15 protein-coding genes and 1 other RNA gene are annotated in these 15,591 nt (G+C 67.6%); 12 read left to right on the forward strand and 4 right to left on the reverse strand.

Going from position 1 to position 15,591, the window contains the following annotated elements:
- The first annotated feature begins 21 nt into the window (after nucleotides 1-21).
- The 7 genes from ACK41U_RS06580 (at nucleotide 22) to ACK41U_RS06610 (ending at nucleotide 5,178) form a co-directional block, all read left to right on the forward strand.
- On the forward strand, nucleotides 22-285 hold the full coding sequence (locus ACK41U_RS06580; protein WP_409677478.1) for a hypothetical protein: 264 nt from the start codon (nucleotides 22-24) through the stop codon (nucleotides 283-285).
- A 7-nt stretch (nucleotides 286-292) separates the two neighbouring features.
- A complete protein-coding gene (locus tag ACK41U_RS06585) occupies nucleotides 293-994 on the forward strand; it encodes an N-acetylmuramoyl-L-alanine amidase (protein ID WP_409677480.1) in 702 nt (233 codons plus the stop codon).
- Nucleotides 995-1,041: 47 nt separating this feature from the next.
- Nucleotides 1,042-1,432, forward strand: an RNA gene (gene rnpB, locus ACK41U_RS06590) — RNase P RNA component class A.
- 133 nt (nucleotides 1,433-1,565) lie between these two features.
- The gene (rpmG, locus tag ACK41U_RS06595) at nucleotides 1,566-1,733 is read left to right on the forward strand and encodes a 50S ribosomal protein L33 (RefSeq protein ID WP_409677482.1); all 168 of its coding nucleotides are present in this window, start codon (nucleotides 1,566-1,568) and stop codon (nucleotides 1,731-1,733) included.
- Nucleotides 1,734-1,870: 137 nt separating this feature from the next.
- Nucleotides 1,871-2,329, forward strand: coding sequence for a (2Fe-2S)-binding protein (locus ACK41U_RS06600; protein ID WP_409677484.1), 459 nt, complete (start codon nucleotides 1,871-1,873; stop codon nucleotides 2,327-2,329).
- The gene (locus ACK41U_RS06605; protein WP_409677486.1) at nucleotides 2,329-4,629 is read left to right on the forward strand and encodes a xanthine dehydrogenase family protein molybdopterin-binding subunit; all 2,301 of its coding nucleotides are present in this window, start codon (nucleotides 2,329-2,331) and stop codon (nucleotides 4,627-4,629) included. The genes ACK41U_RS06600 and ACK41U_RS06605 overlap by 1 nt, the downstream gene beginning before the upstream one ends.
- Before the next feature lie 3 nt (nucleotides 4,630-4,632).
- Nucleotides 4,633-5,178, forward strand: a complete 546-nt coding sequence (locus tag ACK41U_RS06610; protein ID WP_409677488.1) for a nucleotidyltransferase family protein — start codon at nucleotides 4,633-4,635, stop codon at nucleotides 5,176-5,178.
- Between the two features lie 3 nt (nucleotides 5,179-5,181).
- Here the strand turns inward: ACK41U_RS06610 and ACK41U_RS06615 are convergent, their stop codons facing one another.
- On the reverse strand, nucleotides 5,182-5,766 hold the full coding sequence (locus ACK41U_RS06615) for a hypothetical protein (protein ID WP_409677490.1): 585 nt from the start codon (nucleotides 5,764-5,766) through the stop codon (nucleotides 5,182-5,184).
- Nucleotides 5,767-5,997: 231 nt separating this feature from the next.
- Here ACK41U_RS06615 and recA point away from each other — a divergent pair, with 231 nt between their 5' ends.
- The 4 genes from recA to ACK41U_RS06635 all read left to right on the forward strand — a co-directional run bounded on the left by recA (nucleotide 5,998) and on the right by ACK41U_RS06635 (nucleotide 11,106).
- On the forward strand, nucleotides 5,998-7,068 hold the full coding sequence (gene recA, locus ACK41U_RS06620; RefSeq protein WP_409677492.1) for a recombinase RecA: 1,071 nt from the start codon (nucleotides 5,998-6,000) through the stop codon (nucleotides 7,066-7,068).
- Nucleotides 7,069-7,296: 228 nt separating this feature from the next.
- Nucleotides 7,297-9,954 carry an alanine--tRNA ligase gene (gene alaS, locus ACK41U_RS06625; RefSeq protein ID WP_409677494.1) on the forward strand — a complete coding sequence of 886 codons (2,658 nt, stop codon included), beginning with the start codon at nucleotides 7,297-7,299 and terminating at the stop codon, nucleotides 9,952-9,954.
- Entirely contained in the window at nucleotides 9,951-10,250 is a 300-nt protein-coding gene (locus tag ACK41U_RS06630; protein WP_409677495.1) for a DUF1330 domain-containing protein, read from the forward strand. Before alaS ends, ACK41U_RS06630 begins: the two co-directional genes overlap by 4 nt.
- A gap of 61 nt (nucleotides 10,251-10,311) precedes the next feature.
- Nucleotides 10,312-11,106 (forward strand): class II glutamine amidotransferase, encoded by a 795-nt coding sequence (locus ACK41U_RS06635; protein WP_409677497.1) that lies wholly within the window; start codon nucleotides 10,312-10,314, stop codon nucleotides 11,104-11,106.
- A gap of 3 nt (nucleotides 11,107-11,109) precedes the next feature.
- On the opposite strand, the gene ACK41U_RS06640 is transcribed toward ACK41U_RS06635, so the two are convergent.
- Together ACK41U_RS06640 and gatB are read right to left on the reverse strand one after the other, a co-directional pair.
- Nucleotides 11,110-11,466 carry a DUF4177 domain-containing protein gene (locus tag ACK41U_RS06640; protein WP_409677499.1) on the reverse strand — a complete coding sequence of 119 codons (357 nt, stop codon included), beginning with the start codon at nucleotides 11,464-11,466 and terminating at the stop codon, nucleotides 11,110-11,112.
- Nucleotides 11,467-11,544: 78 nt separating this feature from the next.
- Complete coding sequence (gene gatB / locus ACK41U_RS06645; RefSeq protein WP_409677501.1) at nucleotides 11,545-13,059, reverse strand: Asp-tRNA(Asn)/Glu-tRNA(Gln) amidotransferase subunit GatB; 1,515 nt, start codon at nucleotides 13,057-13,059, stop codon at nucleotides 11,545-11,547.
- Nucleotides 13,060-13,341: 282 nt separating this feature from the next.
- Here gatB and ACK41U_RS06650 point away from each other — a divergent pair, with 282 nt between their 5' ends.
- The gene (locus tag ACK41U_RS06650) at nucleotides 13,342-13,953 is read left to right on the forward strand and encodes a transglycosylase SLT domain-containing protein (protein WP_409677503.1); all 612 of its coding nucleotides are present in this window, start codon (nucleotides 13,342-13,344) and stop codon (nucleotides 13,951-13,953) included.
- A gap of 125 nt (nucleotides 13,954-14,078) precedes the next feature.
- Here the strand turns inward: ACK41U_RS06650 and ACK41U_RS06655 are convergent, their stop codons facing one another.
- A complete protein-coding gene (locus ACK41U_RS06655) occupies nucleotides 14,079-15,467 on the reverse strand; it encodes a M20/M25/M40 family metallo-hydrolase (protein WP_409677505.1) in 1,389 nt (462 codons plus the stop codon).
- Nucleotides 15,468-15,591: the final 124 nt, after the last annotated feature.

The raw sequence follows: 15,591 nt of genomic DNA on the forward strand, positions 1-15,591 counted from the left end.
CCAGACAGAATGGGAAACACGATGCGCGGTGTGATGATGCTGACGGTGCTGGCCCTTGCGGGCTGCAATGAACATGCGGGCTGGAACCCCAATTACGCGGCCTCGGCCAGTCCCTACGGCCAGTATCGGTCGGCCCGCGAGGCCGCCCTGACGGGCAAGGCCGAGGCGCCCGCCACCATCCCGGTCGCCCGCCCGACCTATGCGCCGACCGCAGAGCAGATTGCGGGCACCCCGGCGGCGTCGTCGGCGGCGCCCGGAACCGCCCGCCCGCCGCTCCGCCCCTGATCCACCCGTGCCCGGCTTTCCCAGCCCGAATCACGGCGACCGGCGCGGCCAGCGCCCCCGCCTGATCGTGCTGCACTATACCGGCATGCCGGATGCGGCGCAGGCCCGCGCCCGTCTCTGCGACCCCAGCGCCGAAGTCAGCGCCCATTGGCTGATCGACGAGGCAGGCCGGGCCGAACAACTCGTCTGCGAAACCCGCCGCGCCTGGCATGCCGGGGCCGGGGCGTGGCAGGGGCAGGGCGATGTCAATTCCCGCAGCATCGGGATCGAGATCGCCAATCCCGGCACCCGCCCCTTCACCGCCCCCCAGATGACCACCCTGTCCACGCTGCTGCGCGCGATCATGGCCCGCTGGCAGATCCCCCCCGCAGGCGTCATCGCCCATTCCGACATGGCACCGGGCCGCAAATCCGATCCGGGCCCCCGCTTCGACTGGGAGGGCCTCGCCCGCGAAGGCCTCGCCATCTTCGCGCGCCCGGCCCCCGACGACCCCGCGGCCCCCCTCGGCGCCAGCCTCGACCGCCTCGGCTATCCACAGGCAGACCCCCACACCCGCCTCACCGCCTTCCGCCTGCGCCACCGCCCCTGGGGCCATGGCCCGGAAACCGCGTCCGACCGCCAGATCGCTGCCCGCCTTGCCGATTCTTCTTCACATAAATATCCCGGGGGAGGCGCGCGCCAGCGCGCCGGGGGCAGCGCCCCCACTTGACCGCCCCCACTTGACGCCCGCCCGCCACCCCGTCATATCGGCCACGCGCGGAGGGCCGGATGGCCGCGGCAGGGCGACCTGTCGAGGAAAGTCCGGACTCCATGAGGCAACGGTGCCGGGTAACGCCCGGCGGGGGCAACCCCAGGGACAGCGCCACAGAGAACAGACCGCCTCGCCCCAGCCTTCGGGTCATGGGCAGGCAAGGGTGAAACGGTGGGGTAAGAGCCCACCGGGGGGCTGGCAACAGCGCCCGCATGGCAAGCCCCACCGGGAGCAATGCCGAATAGGGATCGCGCGCGGGGGCAACCCCGCAGGGCCGCCTTGCCCCAGCAGATCCGGGTAGGCAGCTAGATCCGTCCGGCAACGGGCGGGCCAGAGGAATGGCCATCCAGCCGCGCAAGCGGTGGACAAAATCCGGCTTACAGGCCCTCCGCGCAACTCATCCTGTCAGATCGGCCGAAATCGCCCGATTCACGGTTGACTTCACCGCCCCCACGGCTAAAAGGCGGCTTCCTTACAGAATTCCACGGGGTTTGCGGCGCGCGATTGCCCCGAAGCAGGAGCGATAATCATGGCGAAGCCGACCACCATCAAGATCCGGCTGAACTCGTCCGCCGGCACCGGGCATTTCTACGTGACCAAGAAGAACGCCCGCACCATGACCGAAAAGATGACCGTTCGTAAATTCGATCCGGTCGTCCGGCAGCATGTCGAATACAAGGAAGGCAAGATCAAGTAAGATCTGCCTCTCCGCCGGACCCCACGGGGTAGACAAAGGGCCGCATCCGCAAGGATCGCGGTCCTTTCCGTATGCCGCAGCTGCAAAGCGTGCGGCGGGTGCTTGCAGGGCAGGTGGCTCTGTCCTAGCCTCCCGTCATGGACCTGATTGTCAACGGACAGACCCACCGGATCGAGGCCGATCCCGACATGCCCCTGCTCTGGGTCTTGCGGGACATTCTGGGCCTGACCGGCACGAAATTCGGCTGCGGCGTCGCCGCCTGTGGCGCCTGCACGGTGCATCTGGACGGCCAGGCCGTGCGCGCCTGCCAGACCGCTCTGGGCGATGTCGCGGGCGAGGTGACCACGATCGAGGGGCTGGGCACGCCCGCAGACCCCCATCCCGTTCAGGCCGCCTGGATCGAGGCGCAGGTCGCGCAATGCGGCTATTGCCAGTCGGGCCAGATCATGGCCGCAGCCGCCCTTCTGGCCGAAAGCCCGGCCCCCAGCGACGCCCAGATCGACGCCGCGATGGAGGGCAATCTGTGCCGCTGCGCCACCTATCCCCGCATCCGCGCCGCGATCCGCGGCGCGGCGCTGCGCATGGGTGGCTCCTGATGGCGCGGAGCGGCTTTTCTCATGGCCGTCCGCGCAAGGGCGGGCTGGCCCGCGCCGGGCGCATTGCGCGGCGGGGGTTCCTGATCGGCTCGGTCGCGGTGGCGGGGGGCGTGGCCTTTGGCGCCTGGCGCTACACCCGCCCGCTGCCCGACCCGTTCGAGGGGGAACTGCCCGCCGATGCCGTGGCCCTGACCCCCTATGTGGTGATCGACGCGGCGGGCATCACCCTGATCGCGCCCCGCGCTGACAAGGGGCAGGGCAGCCGCTGGGTGCAGGCCGCCCTGATCGCCGAGGAACTGGACATCGACCCCGCCTCGGCCCGGATCGAGCCCGGCCCGGTCAGCCCGGCCTATTACAACCGTGCGCTGCTGGCCGAGAATCTGCCCTTTCTGCCCACAGACGAAAGCTGGCTGGCCGACGCGGCCCGCAGTGCCGCCGACATCCCGGCGCGGCTGCTGGGGTTGCAGATGACCGGCGGCAGCTCGACCGTGCCCGACGGGTTCCAGAAGCTGCGCGAGGCGGGCGCCGTCGCGCGTGAGACGCTGAAAGAGGCCGCAGCCCGGCGCGAAGGGCTGGACCGCGCCGATCTGACGACCGAAGACGGCCATGTCATCCTGCCGGATGGCCGCCGCATCCCCTATCCCGCGCTGGCCGCTGAGGCCGCCACGCTGGAGCCGGTGACCCAGATCGTTTTGCGCGACCGGGCGCAATGGCGCTATCTGGGCCAGCCGATGCAGCGCGGCGATATTGTGGCGAAATCCACCGGCAGGCAGATCTATGGCATCGACCTGTCCCTGCCTGACATGCTGCACGCGACCGTCCGCGGCGCCCCCGAAGGCGGGGCCGCGCAGATCCGCGATGACAGCGCCGCCCGCGCCATGCCCGGCGTTCACAGCGTCGTGGCGATCACCGGCGGCGTGGCGGTGCTGGCGCAGACCACCTGGCACGCCTTTCGTGCAGCCGAGGCGCTGGATCTGGAGCTGACCGCGCCCAATGACCGCCCCGGCGACAGCGCCGCGATCTGGGACAGCCTGACCGCCGCGCATGAGGCAGCCCGCCCCGACAGCCGCAACCGCGATGACGGCGATGTCGAGGCCGCGCTGACCCGGGCCGCGCAGACGCCGGGTCAGGTGATCGAGGCCGAATACCGCGTGCCCTTTCTGGCCCATGCGCCGATGGAGCCGCTGAACGCCACCGTCCGCGTGACCGACACCGCCTGCGAGATCTGGACCGGCACGCAGATCCCCGATTTCGTCGTCTCGAAGGCCGCCGCACTGACCGGCCTGCCACGCGGGGCGATCCGGCTGCACAACCAGATGATCGGCGGCAGTTTCGGGCGCAGGCTGGAGCTGGATTTCATCCTTCAGGCCATCGAGATTGCGCAATCCGTCCCCGGTCGCCCCGTCAAGATGACCTGGACCCGCGAAGAGGATTTCGCCCAGAGCCGCCCGCGCCCGGCCCAGATCGCCCGCGCGCGGGGCCGGATCGAGGGTGGCGCCATCGCGGCGCTGGATCTGGCGGTGGCCTCGCCCTCGGTCATGGCCTCGTGGTTCAGCCGCGTCTGGCGTAGCCCGCCCGGCCCCGACATCAGCATTGTCGCGGGCGCGTGGGAACAGCCCTTTGCCATCCCGGATTTCCGCGTCACCGGCCTGCGCGCCGATGAGACGGTGCCGGTCAGCAGCTGGCGCTCGGTCGGGGCATCGACCAACGGGTTCTTCCTTGGCAGCTTTCTGGATGAGATGTTCGAGGCGGCGGGGATCGACCCGTTCGAGGGGTTGTTGCGGCTGTGCAATCACGATGTCTCGCGCGCGGTGCTGGAAGAGGCGCGGCGCCTGTCGGGCTGGCGCGGGCGGCAGCCGCGTGACGGGGTCGGTCGGGGCGTGGCCTTCTGCCTCAGCTTCGGCGTGCCCTGCGCCGAGGTGATCGAGGTCGCGGACAGCCCGCAGGGCCTGCGCCTGACCCGCGCCTTTGCGGTGGCCGATGTGGGCGCCGTGCTGGACCCGGTCAATGCGCAGGCGCAGCTGTCGGGCGGGATGCTGTTCGGGCTGGGCCATGCGATGAATTGCCAGCTGACCTGGCAGGCGCACCGCCCCGATCAGCAGAACTACTATGATTACGAAGGTTTGCGGCTGCCCCAGACCCCCGAGGTCACGGTGCGGCTGCTGGAAAACGGGCCCATCCGGGGGCTGGGCGAGCCGGGCCTGCCGCCTGCTGCCGCCGCTCTGGCCAATGCCATCCGCGCCGCCACCGGCCAGCGCCTGCGCGAGATGCCCTTTGGCAACCATATCCGCTTTGCCTGAGCGATGATCCGCGCGGGCCTGCTGCTGGCCGCGGGTGCGTCGCGCCGCTTCGGGCCGGGTGACAAGCTGCTGGCGCCCCTGCGCGGACAGCCCCTGATCGGTCATGCCGCGCAAGCGCTGCGCGTGCTGGCGCTGGACCGCCGCATCGCCGTGATCGCCAATCCGGCGCTGGCGCCTCATCTGGCCGGGTTCGAGATTGTGACCATTGCCCCGGCGGCGCAATCCGACAGCCTGCGGGCCGGGCTGGCCGCTTTGGGTGCGCCCGACCGGCTGCTGATCGCGCTTGGCGATATGCCCGATGTGACGTCCGGCCATCTGTCGCAGGTGCTGGCGCGCGCGACGGATGACCTGCCCTCAGCCAGCTTTGACGCCAGCCATGAGGGCAGCCCCCCGATGCCCCCGGCCTGCTTTCCGCGCGCCTGTCTGCCGGCGTTGCGCCGCCTGCGCGGCGATCAGGGCGCGGGCCGGTTGCTGCGCGATCTGCCCCCGGCGCAGTTGGTCCATGCGTCGGGGCAGTTGCGCGACATCGACCGGCCCTGCGATCTGTAGACGCTAGAGCGCGCGATACAGCGCCAGATCGGCGGCCATGGCCTCGTGCAGGATCGCCTCATGCGCCGGGTCAAGGTGAACGTCCACGCTTGGCGGGACGTTGATGCGTGGCAGTTCGATCGCGCAGTCCAGACGGGTTTCGAGGAAATCGACGAAATCGCCGATCTGCTCATAGCGAAAGATGCGGTCGGTCCGGTGGGCGCCATCGGTCAGAAAGCCTGCCTGACTGGTGATCCCCAGCGCGGCCTGACCGCCCGGCGCGGCGAAACGGCGCGCGAAATCGGTGAAACTGACGCCCTCCATCGGGTGGCGGGGATCCTCGAATTCGTCGCGCAGCTTGAAGCGATACCAGCTGCGCAGCCAGTCGACCGGCTCGCGCATCAGCGCCACTGTGGTAAAGGTCTCTCCGGTCTGCTCGGTCAGCCACGGCCCCAGATGGCGGTGAAAGCCGCCGATGCCGGTGTGCTTCAACGCGGCCGGGCGCTGAAGTGAGGCCGAGGCCAGTGACTCGAGCGACATTTCGATCGCGGTCGACGCCGTCTTGGGCGTCGCCAGAAACACGAGCCGCTCGTCCCAGAAAATCAGCATGATGCCCCGTATCCTGTGCAGTGCCGGATGTGGATAGCGGCGCGCCGGTGGGGTGTAAACGCTTTGTTAACCTGACGGGTGCATGGTGCGAGACAACGAATCGGATGTGGTGACGATGGTGCTTGAAAACCGGCGGGGAATGGCGCATCTAGTGGTGAACAAGACATGAACATCCGGTCGGTCGAAGTGATTGCCCCGCCGGGAGGGCTGTGAAATAACAAGGGTGACGACATGGCACAGGCGAGCATTTTCGACATGACTGACAAGCGCAGCGCGGACAAGCAGAAGGCGCTCGACAGCGCTTTGGCCCAGATCGAACGGCAGTTCGGCAAAGGCTCGATCATGAAGCTGGGCAAGGACAATCCCGTGGCCGAGATCGAGTCGACCTCGACCGGCTCGCTTGGTCTGGACATCGCGCTTGGGATCGGCGGGTTGCCCAAGGGCCGCATCATTGAGATTTTCGGGCCGGAAAGCTCGGGCAAGACGACGCTGACCCTGCATGTCGTGGCCGAGGAACAGAAAAAGGGCGGCGTCTGTGCCTTTGTCGATGCCGAACATGCGCTGGACCCGCTCTATGCGCGCAAGCTGGGCGTCAATCTGGACGAATTGCTGATCAGCCAGCCCGACACCGGCGAGCAGGCGCTGGAGATTGTCGATACGCTGGTGCGCTCGGGCGCGGTCAGTCTGGTCGTGATCGACTCGGTGGCGGCGCTGACGCCCAAATCCGAGATCGAGGGCGATATGGGCGACATGCAGATGGGCAGCCAGGCCCGCCTGATGAGCCAGGCGATGCGCAAGCTGACCGCCTCGATCGGGCGCAGCAACTGTATGGTGATCTTCATCAACCAGATCCGCATGAAGATCGGCGTCATGTTCGGCAATCCCGAGACGACGACGGGCGGCAATGCGCTGAAATTCTACGCCTCGGTGCGTCTGGACATCCGCCGCATCGGTGCCGTCAAGGACCGCGATGAGGTGGTGGGCAACGCCACCCGCGTCAAGGTGGTCAAGAACAAGGTGGCACCGCCCTTCCGGCAGGTCGAGTTCGACATCATGTATGGCGAGGGCATCAGCAAGGTCGGCGAGTTGATCGACCTTGGCGTCAAGGCCGGCGTGGTCGAGAAATCGGGTGCCTGGTATTCCTATGGCGATGAGCGCATCGGGCAGGGCCGCGAGAATGCCAAGCAGTTCATGCGCGACCGCCCCGAGATCGCCACGGCCATCGAGGACAAGATCCGCGCCAGTCACGGGCTGGAATTCGGGATTGCGGGCGGTGCGGATGACGCGCTGACCGAAGAGTGATCTGACCGCTTGAAGCGCGGAGGAAACGGTGCGCGGAGGCAGGGCCTCCGCGCGCTGTTTTTTTCAGGAGGGGGCGCTGCCCCGTCCGGCGCGGGCGCCGGACTCCCCGGGATATTTTTCTGACCGAAGAAGCTGCGGGCGATTGCTGGACAGGGATGCGGGCGGGGGGTAGACCAAGGTCCAGACCGGCCCGGCCGGAGAGACCCGTTTTTGCGATGAAGGCCCGCCATGCCCAGTCTGAATGACATCCGCCAGACCTTCCTTGGTTATTACGAGAAGAACGGCCATCGCGTCGTGGACAGCAGCCCGCTGGTGCCGCGAAACGACCCGACGCTGATGTTTGCCAATTCGGGCATGGTCCAGTTCAAGAACCTGTTCACGGGTCTGGAAACGCGCGACTATACCCGCGCAACGACCGCGCAGAAATGCGTCCGCGCGGGGGGCAAGCACAACGATCTGGACAATGTGGGCTATACCGCCCGCCATCATACCTTCTTTGAAATGCTGGGCAATTTCAGCTTTGGCGATTATTTCAAGGAGGGTGCGATTCCCTTTGCCTGGGAATTGCTGACGAAGGAATTCGATATTCCCAGGGACCGGTTGCTGGTCACCGTCTATCACACCGATGACGAGGCCGTGGAGATCTGGAAGAAGGTCGCGGGCCTGTCGGACGACCGGATCATCCGCATTCCGACCAGTGACAATTTCTGGCAGATGGGTCCGACCGGCCCCTGCGGTCCCTGCACCGAGATCTTTTTCGATCATGGCGACAAGATCTGGGGCGGGCCTCCGGGCAGCGCCGATGAGGATGGCGACCGCTTCATCGAGATCTGGAACCTTGTTTTCATGCAGAACGAGCAGTTCGAGGATGGGTCCATGCGGGCGCTGGACATGCAGTCGATCGACACCGGCATGGGGCTGGAGCGGATCGGCGCATTGCTGCAGGGCAAGCACGACAACTATGACACCGACCTGATGCGGTCCCTGATCGAGGCCAGCGCCCATGCGACCAGCGCCGATCCCGACGGGCCGGGGAAGGTCCATCACCGGGTGATCGCGGATCATCTGCGATCCACCAGTTTTCTGATCGCGGACGGGGTGATGCCCAGCAATGAGGGGCGCGGCTATGTGCTGCGCCGGATCATGCGCCGGGCGATGCGGCATGCGCATATGCTGGGCGCGGCCGATCCGGTCATGCACAAGCTGGTGCCCGCGCTGGTGCGCCAGATGGGGGCGGCCTATCCCGAACTGACCCGCGCGCAGGCGATGATCGAAGAGACGCTGCGCAGCGAGGAGACGCGGTTCCGCCAGACGCTGGACCGGGGTCTGCGGCTGCTGGATGATGAGGTCGCGCGCCTGCCCGAGGGGGCCGACCTGCCGGGTGCTGCCGCCTTCAAGCTGTATGACACCTATGGTTTTCCGCTGGATCTGACGCAGGATGCGTTGCGCGAAAAGGGCCGCGCGGTCGAGGTGGCGGGCTTTGACGCCGCCATGGCCGAGCAGAAGCGGATGGCGCGGGCGGCCTGGTCCGGCTCGGGCGAGTCGGCGGATGCGACGATCTGGTATGAGCTGGCCGAGGCGCATGGCGCGACCGAATTCCTGGGCTATGACACCGAAGAGGCCGAGGGGCAGGTGCTGGCGCTGGTCGCGGAGGGTGCCGATTTGGCCGAGGCGGGGCAGTGTGCTGCCGTCGCCATCGTGGTGAACCAGTCGCCGTTTTATGCCGAAAGCGGCGGGCAGGTCGGCGATCACGGTCTGATCCGCACCGAGACAGGTGCCGCGCGGGTGAGCGACACGAAAAAGGTCGCGGGCATCTTTATCCATCAGGCCGAGGTGACCGAGGGAACCATCGCGCGCGGGCAGGGGGCAACGCTGACCGTGGACCCTGCGCGGCGCGGCGCGATCCGGGCGAATCACTCGGCCACGCATCTGCTGCACGAGGCGCTGCGGCGCGCGCTTGGCGATCATGTCGCGCAGCGCGGCAGCCTGAACGCGCCCGACCGGCTGCGCTTTGATTTCAGCCACAACCATGCCGTGACAGCGGACGAACTGGCGCAGGTCGAGGCCGAGGTGAACGGCTTTATCCGCCAGAACGCCCCGGTCGAGACGCGGATCATGACGCCCGACGATGCGCGCGCGCTGGGGGCGCAGGCGCTGTTTGGCGAGAAATACGGCGATGAGGTGCGGGTCGTGTCGATGGGCCAGCTGCCCGGCAGCGGCAAGGGCCATGACGGCGCGACCTATTCGCTGGAACTGTGCGGTGGCACCCATGTCGCGCGCACCGGCGATATCGGCGCCTTTGCGCTGCTGGGCGACAGCGCCTCCAGCGCCGGGGTGCGGCGGATCGAGGCGCTGACGGGGCAGGCCGCGCTGGACCATCTGCGCGATGCCGAACGGCGTCTGGGCGAGATTGCGGGCATCCTCAAGGCGCAATCCGCCGAGGTGGTGAACCGGGTCCGCGCGCTGGCCGATGAGCGCAAGGCGCTGGCCAATGAGGTGGCGCAGCTCAAGCGGCAACTGGCCATGGGCGGCGGTGACGCGGCGCAGGCGCAGGAGGTCGGCGGGCTGAAATTCATCGGCCGTCAGGTCGAGGGTGTCGGCGGCAAGGAATTGGGCGCGCTGGTCGATGAGATGAAGGCCGGTCTGGGCAGCGGTGTCGTGCTGGTTCTGGCCGAGGCCGAGGGCAAGGCGACGGTCGCCGCCGGTGTGACGCCGGATCTGACCGGGCGGATCAGCGCTGTGGCGCTGGTGCAGGCAGCCACCGCGGCGCTTGGCGGCAAGGGCGGAGGCGGCCGCCCCGACCGCGCGCAGGGGGGCGCCCCCAGTCTTGCGGCCGCGGATCAGGCGTTCTCGGACGCACGCAAGCTGATCGAGGAAAGCGCATGACCGCCCTCTGGATTGCCCATGTGACCGTGTCGGACCCCGAGGCCTATGGCCGCTATGCGCAGGCCGCCGGGCCGGCCATCGCCGCCCATGGCGGGGTGTTTCTGGCCCGTGGCGGGCGCTATCAGCAGATGGAGGGGCGGGATCGTCCGCGCAATGTCGTGGCGCGCTTTCCCAGCTTTGATGCGGCGGTTGCCTGCTACAACAGCAGCGACTATCAGGCCGCGCTGGAACATGCCAAAGGCGCAAGCGAACGCGATCTTGTTATCGTCGAAGAGGTTCCGACCGCTGCGGAATAGATGAAGCCTTCATACTTTTGTGCTAGGGCTGACACAAAGCAGTCGCAAAAGGGGCAGGATCATGTGCCGTTGGGCCGCCTATATGGGCCAGCCGATCCTTATCGAGGATATTGTCAGCAGGCCCGCGCATTCGCTGATCCGGCAGGCGCAGGGTGCGCTGCGCTGCCATACGCCGGTGAATGCGGACGGGTTCGGTCTGGCCTGGTATGGCGAGCGGCCCGAGCCCGGTCTTTACCGTGATGTCATGCCCGCCTGGTCCGACCCCAATCTGCGCAGCCTTGTCACGCAGGTGCGGTCGGGGCTGTTCATGGCGCATGTGCGCGCCTCGACCGGGACCGCGACCAGCCGCAACAACTGTCACCCCTTTGCCGTCGGCCGGTGGAGCTTCATGCATAACGGTCAGTTCGGCGGGTATGACAGCTATCGCCGCGATGCCGATGTGCTGATCCCGGATGCATTCTACAGCCATCGCAAGGGCGCCACCGACAGCGAGGCGCTGTTTCTGATCGCGCTTGGCGAGGGGTTGGAGGATGATCCGCAGGGCGCGATGCAGCGGGCGATGGCGCGGCTGACGGCGCTGGCCCTGCGCCGGGGCAGCGCGCCGCATGTGCGCGCGGCCTGCGCCTTTTCCGACGGGCAGCGGCTTTATGCGCTGCGCCATGCCAGCGACGAACATGCGCCCTCGCTCTATCATCGCTGGTCGGTGTCGCGGCAGGGCTGGGCGGTGGTCTCTGAGCCGCTGGAGACGGATCAGGAAGACTGGCGCGAGGTGCCGCCCGGCAGTTTCTGCATCTTCGAGCGTGACCGGGTGCAGATCCTGCCCTTTGCCCTGACCGACAGCGCCTGCGCCGCCTGAGCCTTACTTTTCGGGTGCGGTGTCGGGAGCAGCGGGGGCGGGTGCCGCTTCGGATTGTGCAGGGGTCGCGACCTCGGCGTGAGCCTCGTCCGGGCGCGCAAGCGCCAGCGGCTCCGGCGCGGCAGCCACAACAACCGGGCGGCGAAAGATCAGCAGGTTGTGGTACAGCGTCGTGCGCCCGGTCAGCCCGCTGCGTTCCTCACTGGGCAGCACATCGGCGCGCAGATATTCCCAACCCCCGGCGGCCATGCGGTTCAGTTCGGTCGTCAGCGCCAGCGCATAGCGGTCGGTCGGGGTCTTGGCGTCGCGCGCCTTTTCCCCGCGCATGGGGGCCGGGATGGCGTGGTATTCATAGCCCATGGGGAACCTGCGGGAATGGGGCGCATCTGCGGCGCCGGGGAAGGGGGCGCGCGCCAGATGCCGGGCGCGCGGGTGGTGTCACAGGCCCAGCTTGCGGGCGACCAGCTCGTTGACGGCGGCGGGGTTGGCCTTGCCGCCGGTGGCCTTCAGCACCTGACCCACGAACCAGCCCGCCAGTTTCGGGTTCGCCCTGGCCTTTTCGACCTGTGCGGGGTTGGCCGCGATGATCTCATCGACCGCCGCCTCGATGGCGCCCAGATCGGTGACCTGCTTCATGCCGCGCGCCTCGACGATGGCCGCCGGGTCGCCGCCCTCGGTCCACAGGATCTCGAACAGGTCCTTGGCGATCTTGCCGGAAATCGAGCCATCCGCGATCAGGTCGATCACGCCGCCAAGCTGGGCGGCTGACAGGGGCGAGGTGGCAACCACCAGCCCCTCCTTGTTCAACCGCCCGAACAGCTCGTTGATGACCCAGTTGGCGGCCATCTTGCCGTCACGGCCCGCAGCCACGGCCTCGAAGTAATCGGCATTCTCGACCTCGGCGGTCAGCACGCCCGCATCATATTCCGACAGGCCCATGTCGCGCACGAAGCGGGCCTTTTTCTCATCGGGCAGTTCGGGCATCGAGGCCGCAATGTCATCGACCCAAGCCTGTTCGATTTCCAGCGGCAGCAGGTCGGGATCGGGGAAATAGCGGTAGTCATGCGCCTCTTCCTTGGACCGCATCGACCGCGTCTCACCGCGGTCGGGATCATAGAGGCGGGTTTCCTGCACGATCTTGCCGCCGTCTTCCAGAATGGCGATCTGGCGGCGGGCCTCGTAATCAATCGCGGCCTGAATGAAGCGCATCGAGTTCATGTTCTTGATCTCGCAGCGCGTGCCCAGATGGCCGAAATCGCCCGTTGCGGTAAAACGCTCGTAATCGCCGGGCTTGCAGACCGACACGTTCACATCGGCGCGCAGGTTGCCGTTCTGCATATTGCCGTCGCAGGTGCCCAGATAGCGCAGGATCTGGCGCAGTTTCACGACATAGGCGGCGGCCTCTTCAGGGCCGCGGATGTCGGGGCGGCTGACAATCTCCATCAGCGCGACGCCGGTGCGGTTCAGATCCACAAAAGACATCGTCGGGTCCATGTCGTGGATCGACTTGCCCGCGTCCTGTTCCAGATGGATGCGCTCGATCCGCACGCGGCGGGCCACGCCGGGGGCCATGTCGACGATGATCTCGCCCTCGCCCACGATCGGGTGATAAAGCTGGCTGATCTGATAGCCCTGCGGCAGATCGGGGTAGAAATAGTTCTTGCGGTCAAAGGCGCTGCGCAGGTTGATCGCGGCCTTCAGCCCCAGACCGGTGCGTACGGCCTGGGCCACGCAGAATTCGTTGATCACCGGCAGCATGCCCGGCATGGCCGCATCGACAAAGGCCACATTGCTGTTGGGCTCGGACCCGAAGGTGGTCGAGGCGCCCGAGAACAGCTTGGCCTTCGAGGCGACCTGCGCATGGACCTCAAGGCCGATCACCAGTTCCCATTCGCTTTGCGCGCCCTGAATCACCTTGGGCTGGGGGGCGGTATAGGTCAGATGGTCAAGCATCATGCGGGCCTTTCCGGCAGTCATACGGTCTGGCGCGGGTTTTAGGACAGTGCGCGCGGCTTGTCACGGGTTGCCGCGCAGCCCCGCCGCGATCACAGGAAAATCACCGCGATCCGGCCCAGGGGCGCGCCCTGCGGGTGGCGTCGGCGGAAAACCGTCGATTCCGGCAAGCTGCGGTGGCGTGAATCTGCCGAGGGTCTGGCGCGGGTCAGATGGGCGATTGCGCGATGACCAGACTGCTCTATGCGCAGAAGGGAATGAAACTGCCTGATGAGGCCCTGAATGCGCGCTGCGCTGTCCCTTGTTGTTCTGGCGCTGGTTGCCGCCTGTTCCACCGCCCCCTCGCCCGACACTGCCGCACGCGCCGAGGCGCAGGCGCAGCAGATGTCGCTGGCCGCGACCCCGCCGATGCGCTGGGGGCAGCGGCAGGGCGCGGATGACTGGACGCGCGCGACGCTGGCCGCGCTGGACCGCGAGGGCGTGACGATCATGTCGCGCGTGCCCGCCGATGTCGAGACCTATTGCCCGCAATATGCGGCGCTGGACGGGACCGGGCGCCGCGCCTTCTGGGCCGGGCTGCTGTCGGCGGTGGCCAAGCATGAAAGCACCTATAACCCGCAGGCCGCGGGCGGTGGCGGGCGCTGGCTGGGGCTGATGCAGATCGCGCCGGCGACATGGCGGCATTACGGCTGCGACGGCAATATCCGCAACGGCGCCGACAACATGAGCTGCGCGGTGCGGATCATGTCGCGGCAGGTCGGGCGCGACAATGCCGTGGCCCATGACGGCAGCGGCTGGCGCGGCGTGGCACGGGACTGGGCGCCGATGCGCAGTGCTGCGAAACGGGCCGATATTGCGGCATGGACCTCGTCGCAAAACTACTGCCGGGCCTGAGGCTGAGGCTGAGGGCGGGGTGAGGGGCGCTGCCCCTCGGCCCGTTCCGGGCCTCACCCCGGGATATTTTGGTGAAGAAGAAGGGGCGGGCCGGTGGCGCGCCCCGTTTTCGTTGCGGTGGGCAGTCAGGGGCGCAGCGCCGCGAGGATGCGGGCCCATGAGCGGGCGCCTTTGGTGAAGCTTTCGATGTCGTATTTCTCGTTCGGGGAATGGATGCGGTCGTCGTCGCGGCCAAAGCCCACCAGCATCGAATCCATCCCGAGGATGTCCTTGAAATCGCCCGCGATGGGGATCGAGCCGCCGGCGCCGATAAAGGCGGCCTCGCGGCCCCATTCCTCGGTCAGCGCCTGTTTCGCCAGCCCGAATGCCGGGTCGGAGATGTCCATGACGCTGGCCGGGCTGGCGCCGTGGTCGTGGAATTCGACCTGGCAATCGGCGGGGACAAAGCGGCGGATATGGGACTGGAACGCCGCGCGGATGGACTCGGGGTTCTGGCGCCCGGTCAGGCGGAAGCTGACCTTGGCCCGGGCCGTCGCGGGCAGCACGGTCTTGAAGCCCTCGCCCGTATAGCCGCCCGAGATGCCGTTGATCTCGGCCGTGGGGCGGTTCCAGACCATTTCCAGCGGCGTGCGGCCGGTTTCACCGATGGGTTGCGACAACCCGATGCGGCCCAGAAAACCGCCCGCATCGAAGTTCAGCGCCTGCCAGTCGCGGGCCAGATCGGGGGGCAGGTCCGCGACGCCGTCGTAAAAGCCCGGCAGGGTGACGCGGCCCTGATCGTCCTTCAGCGCCGCCAGCGCCTGGGCCAGCACCAGAATCGGGTTGGCGGCCAGCCCGCCGAAGCTGCCCGAATGCAGGTCGCGGTCGGCGGCGCGGATCACCACCTCTTGTCCCACCAGACCGCGCAGCTGCGTGGTGATCGCGGGGCGGCCATCGGCATACATGCCGGTGTCGCAGATCATCGCCAGCGAGGCGCGCAGATCGTCGGCATGCGCCTGCAGGAAGGGGCGCAGCGAGGGCGAGCCGGATTCCTCTTCGCCCTCGAACAGCAGGATCAGGTCGGTGGGCAGGTGGCCATGGACGGCCTTCCACGCCCGGAACGCCTCGATGAAGGTCATCAGCTGGCCCTTGTCATCCGAGGCGCCGCGGCCGCGGATCACCGGGCCCGTGGGTGTGTCCTCGATGGCGGGGGCAAAGGGCGGGTTGTCCCACAGATCCAGCGGATCGACCGGCTGCACGTCGTAATGGCCGTAAAACAGCAAGGGCCGCGCCCCGCCGGGGGCCGAGCGCGCCGTGACCATCGGGTGCCCCGGCGTGTCGTGGATCTGCGTCTGAAAGCCCAGATCCGTCAGTTCCGCCGCCAGCCAGTCCGCCGCGCGGCGCACATCGCCCGCATGGGCCGGGTCGGTCGAGACCGAGGGGATGCGCAGAAACGCCATCAGCCGGTCAAGCGCCTGATCCCGGCCTGCGTCAAGCTGCGTCAGGATGTCTCGCAGCCTTGCCTGATCCGCCATGTTTCCTACCTTTCCGAGTGTAAACCTTGGGTTTTGACATGCGCCTTTCGTCGAAGATGACATTTTTGGGCCTGTCAATTTCGCGACTTGACCTCTATCAAAGCCGGGCCGCGCGCAATCGACA

The organism is Paracoccus sp. (in: a-proteobacteria), assembly GCF_046289755.1.
In the GTDB taxonomy this organism is placed as follows: Bacteria; Pseudomonadota; Alphaproteobacteria; order Rhodobacterales; family Rhodobacteraceae; genus Paracoccus.

Bases quoted from the DNA above. Each gene is read 5' to 3' on its own strand.
- alaS (WP_409677494.1), top strand. From the start codon at position 7,297: ATGCCCAGTCTGAATGACATCCGCCAGACCTTCCTTGGTTATTACGAG.
- ACK41U_RS06615 (WP_409677490.1), bottom strand. From the start codon at position 5,766: ATGCTGATTTTCTGGGACGAGCGGCTCGTGTTTCTGGCGACGCCCAAG.
- ACK41U_RS06605 (WP_409677486.1), top strand. From the start codon at position 2,329: ATGGCGCGGAGCGGCTTTTCTCATGGCCGTCCGCGCAAGGGCGGGCTG.
- ACK41U_RS06650 (WP_409677503.1), top strand. From the start codon at position 13,342: ATGCGCGCTGCGCTGTCCCTTGTTGTTCTGGCGCTGGTTGCCGCCTGT.
- ACK41U_RS06655 (WP_409677505.1), bottom strand. From the start codon at position 15,467: ATGGCGGATCAGGCAAGGCTGCGAGACATCCTGACGCAGCTTGACGCA.
- rpmG (WP_409677482.1), top strand. From the start codon at position 1,566: ATGGCGAAGCCGACCACCATCAAGATCCGGCTGAACTCGTCCGCCGGC.
- ACK41U_RS06600 (WP_409677484.1), top strand. From the start codon at position 1,871: ATGGACCTGATTGTCAACGGACAGACCCACCGGATCGAGGCCGATCCC.
- ACK41U_RS06640 (WP_409677499.1), bottom strand. From the start codon at position 11,466: ATGGGCTATGAATACCACGCCATCCCGGCCCCCATGCGCGGGGAAAAG.
- ACK41U_RS06630 (WP_409677495.1), top strand. From the start codon at position 9,951: ATGACCGCCCTCTGGATTGCCCATGTGACCGTGTCGGACCCCGAGGCC.
- recA (WP_409677492.1), top strand. From the start codon at position 5,998: ATGGCACAGGCGAGCATTTTCGACATGACTGACAAGCGCAGCGCGGAC.
- ACK41U_RS06635 (WP_409677497.1), top strand. From the start codon at position 10,312: ATGTGCCGTTGGGCCGCCTATATGGGCCAGCCGATCCTTATCGAGGAT.
- gatB (WP_409677501.1), bottom strand. From the start codon at position 13,059: ATGCTTGACCATCTGACCTATACCGCCCCCCAGCCCAAGGTGATTCAG.
- ACK41U_RS06580 (WP_409677478.1), top strand. From the start codon at position 22: ATGCGCGGTGTGATGATGCTGACGGTGCTGGCCCTTGCGGGCTGCAAT.
- ACK41U_RS06610 (WP_409677488.1), top strand. From the start codon at position 4,633: ATGATCCGCGCGGGCCTGCTGCTGGCCGCGGGTGCGTCGCGCCGCTTC.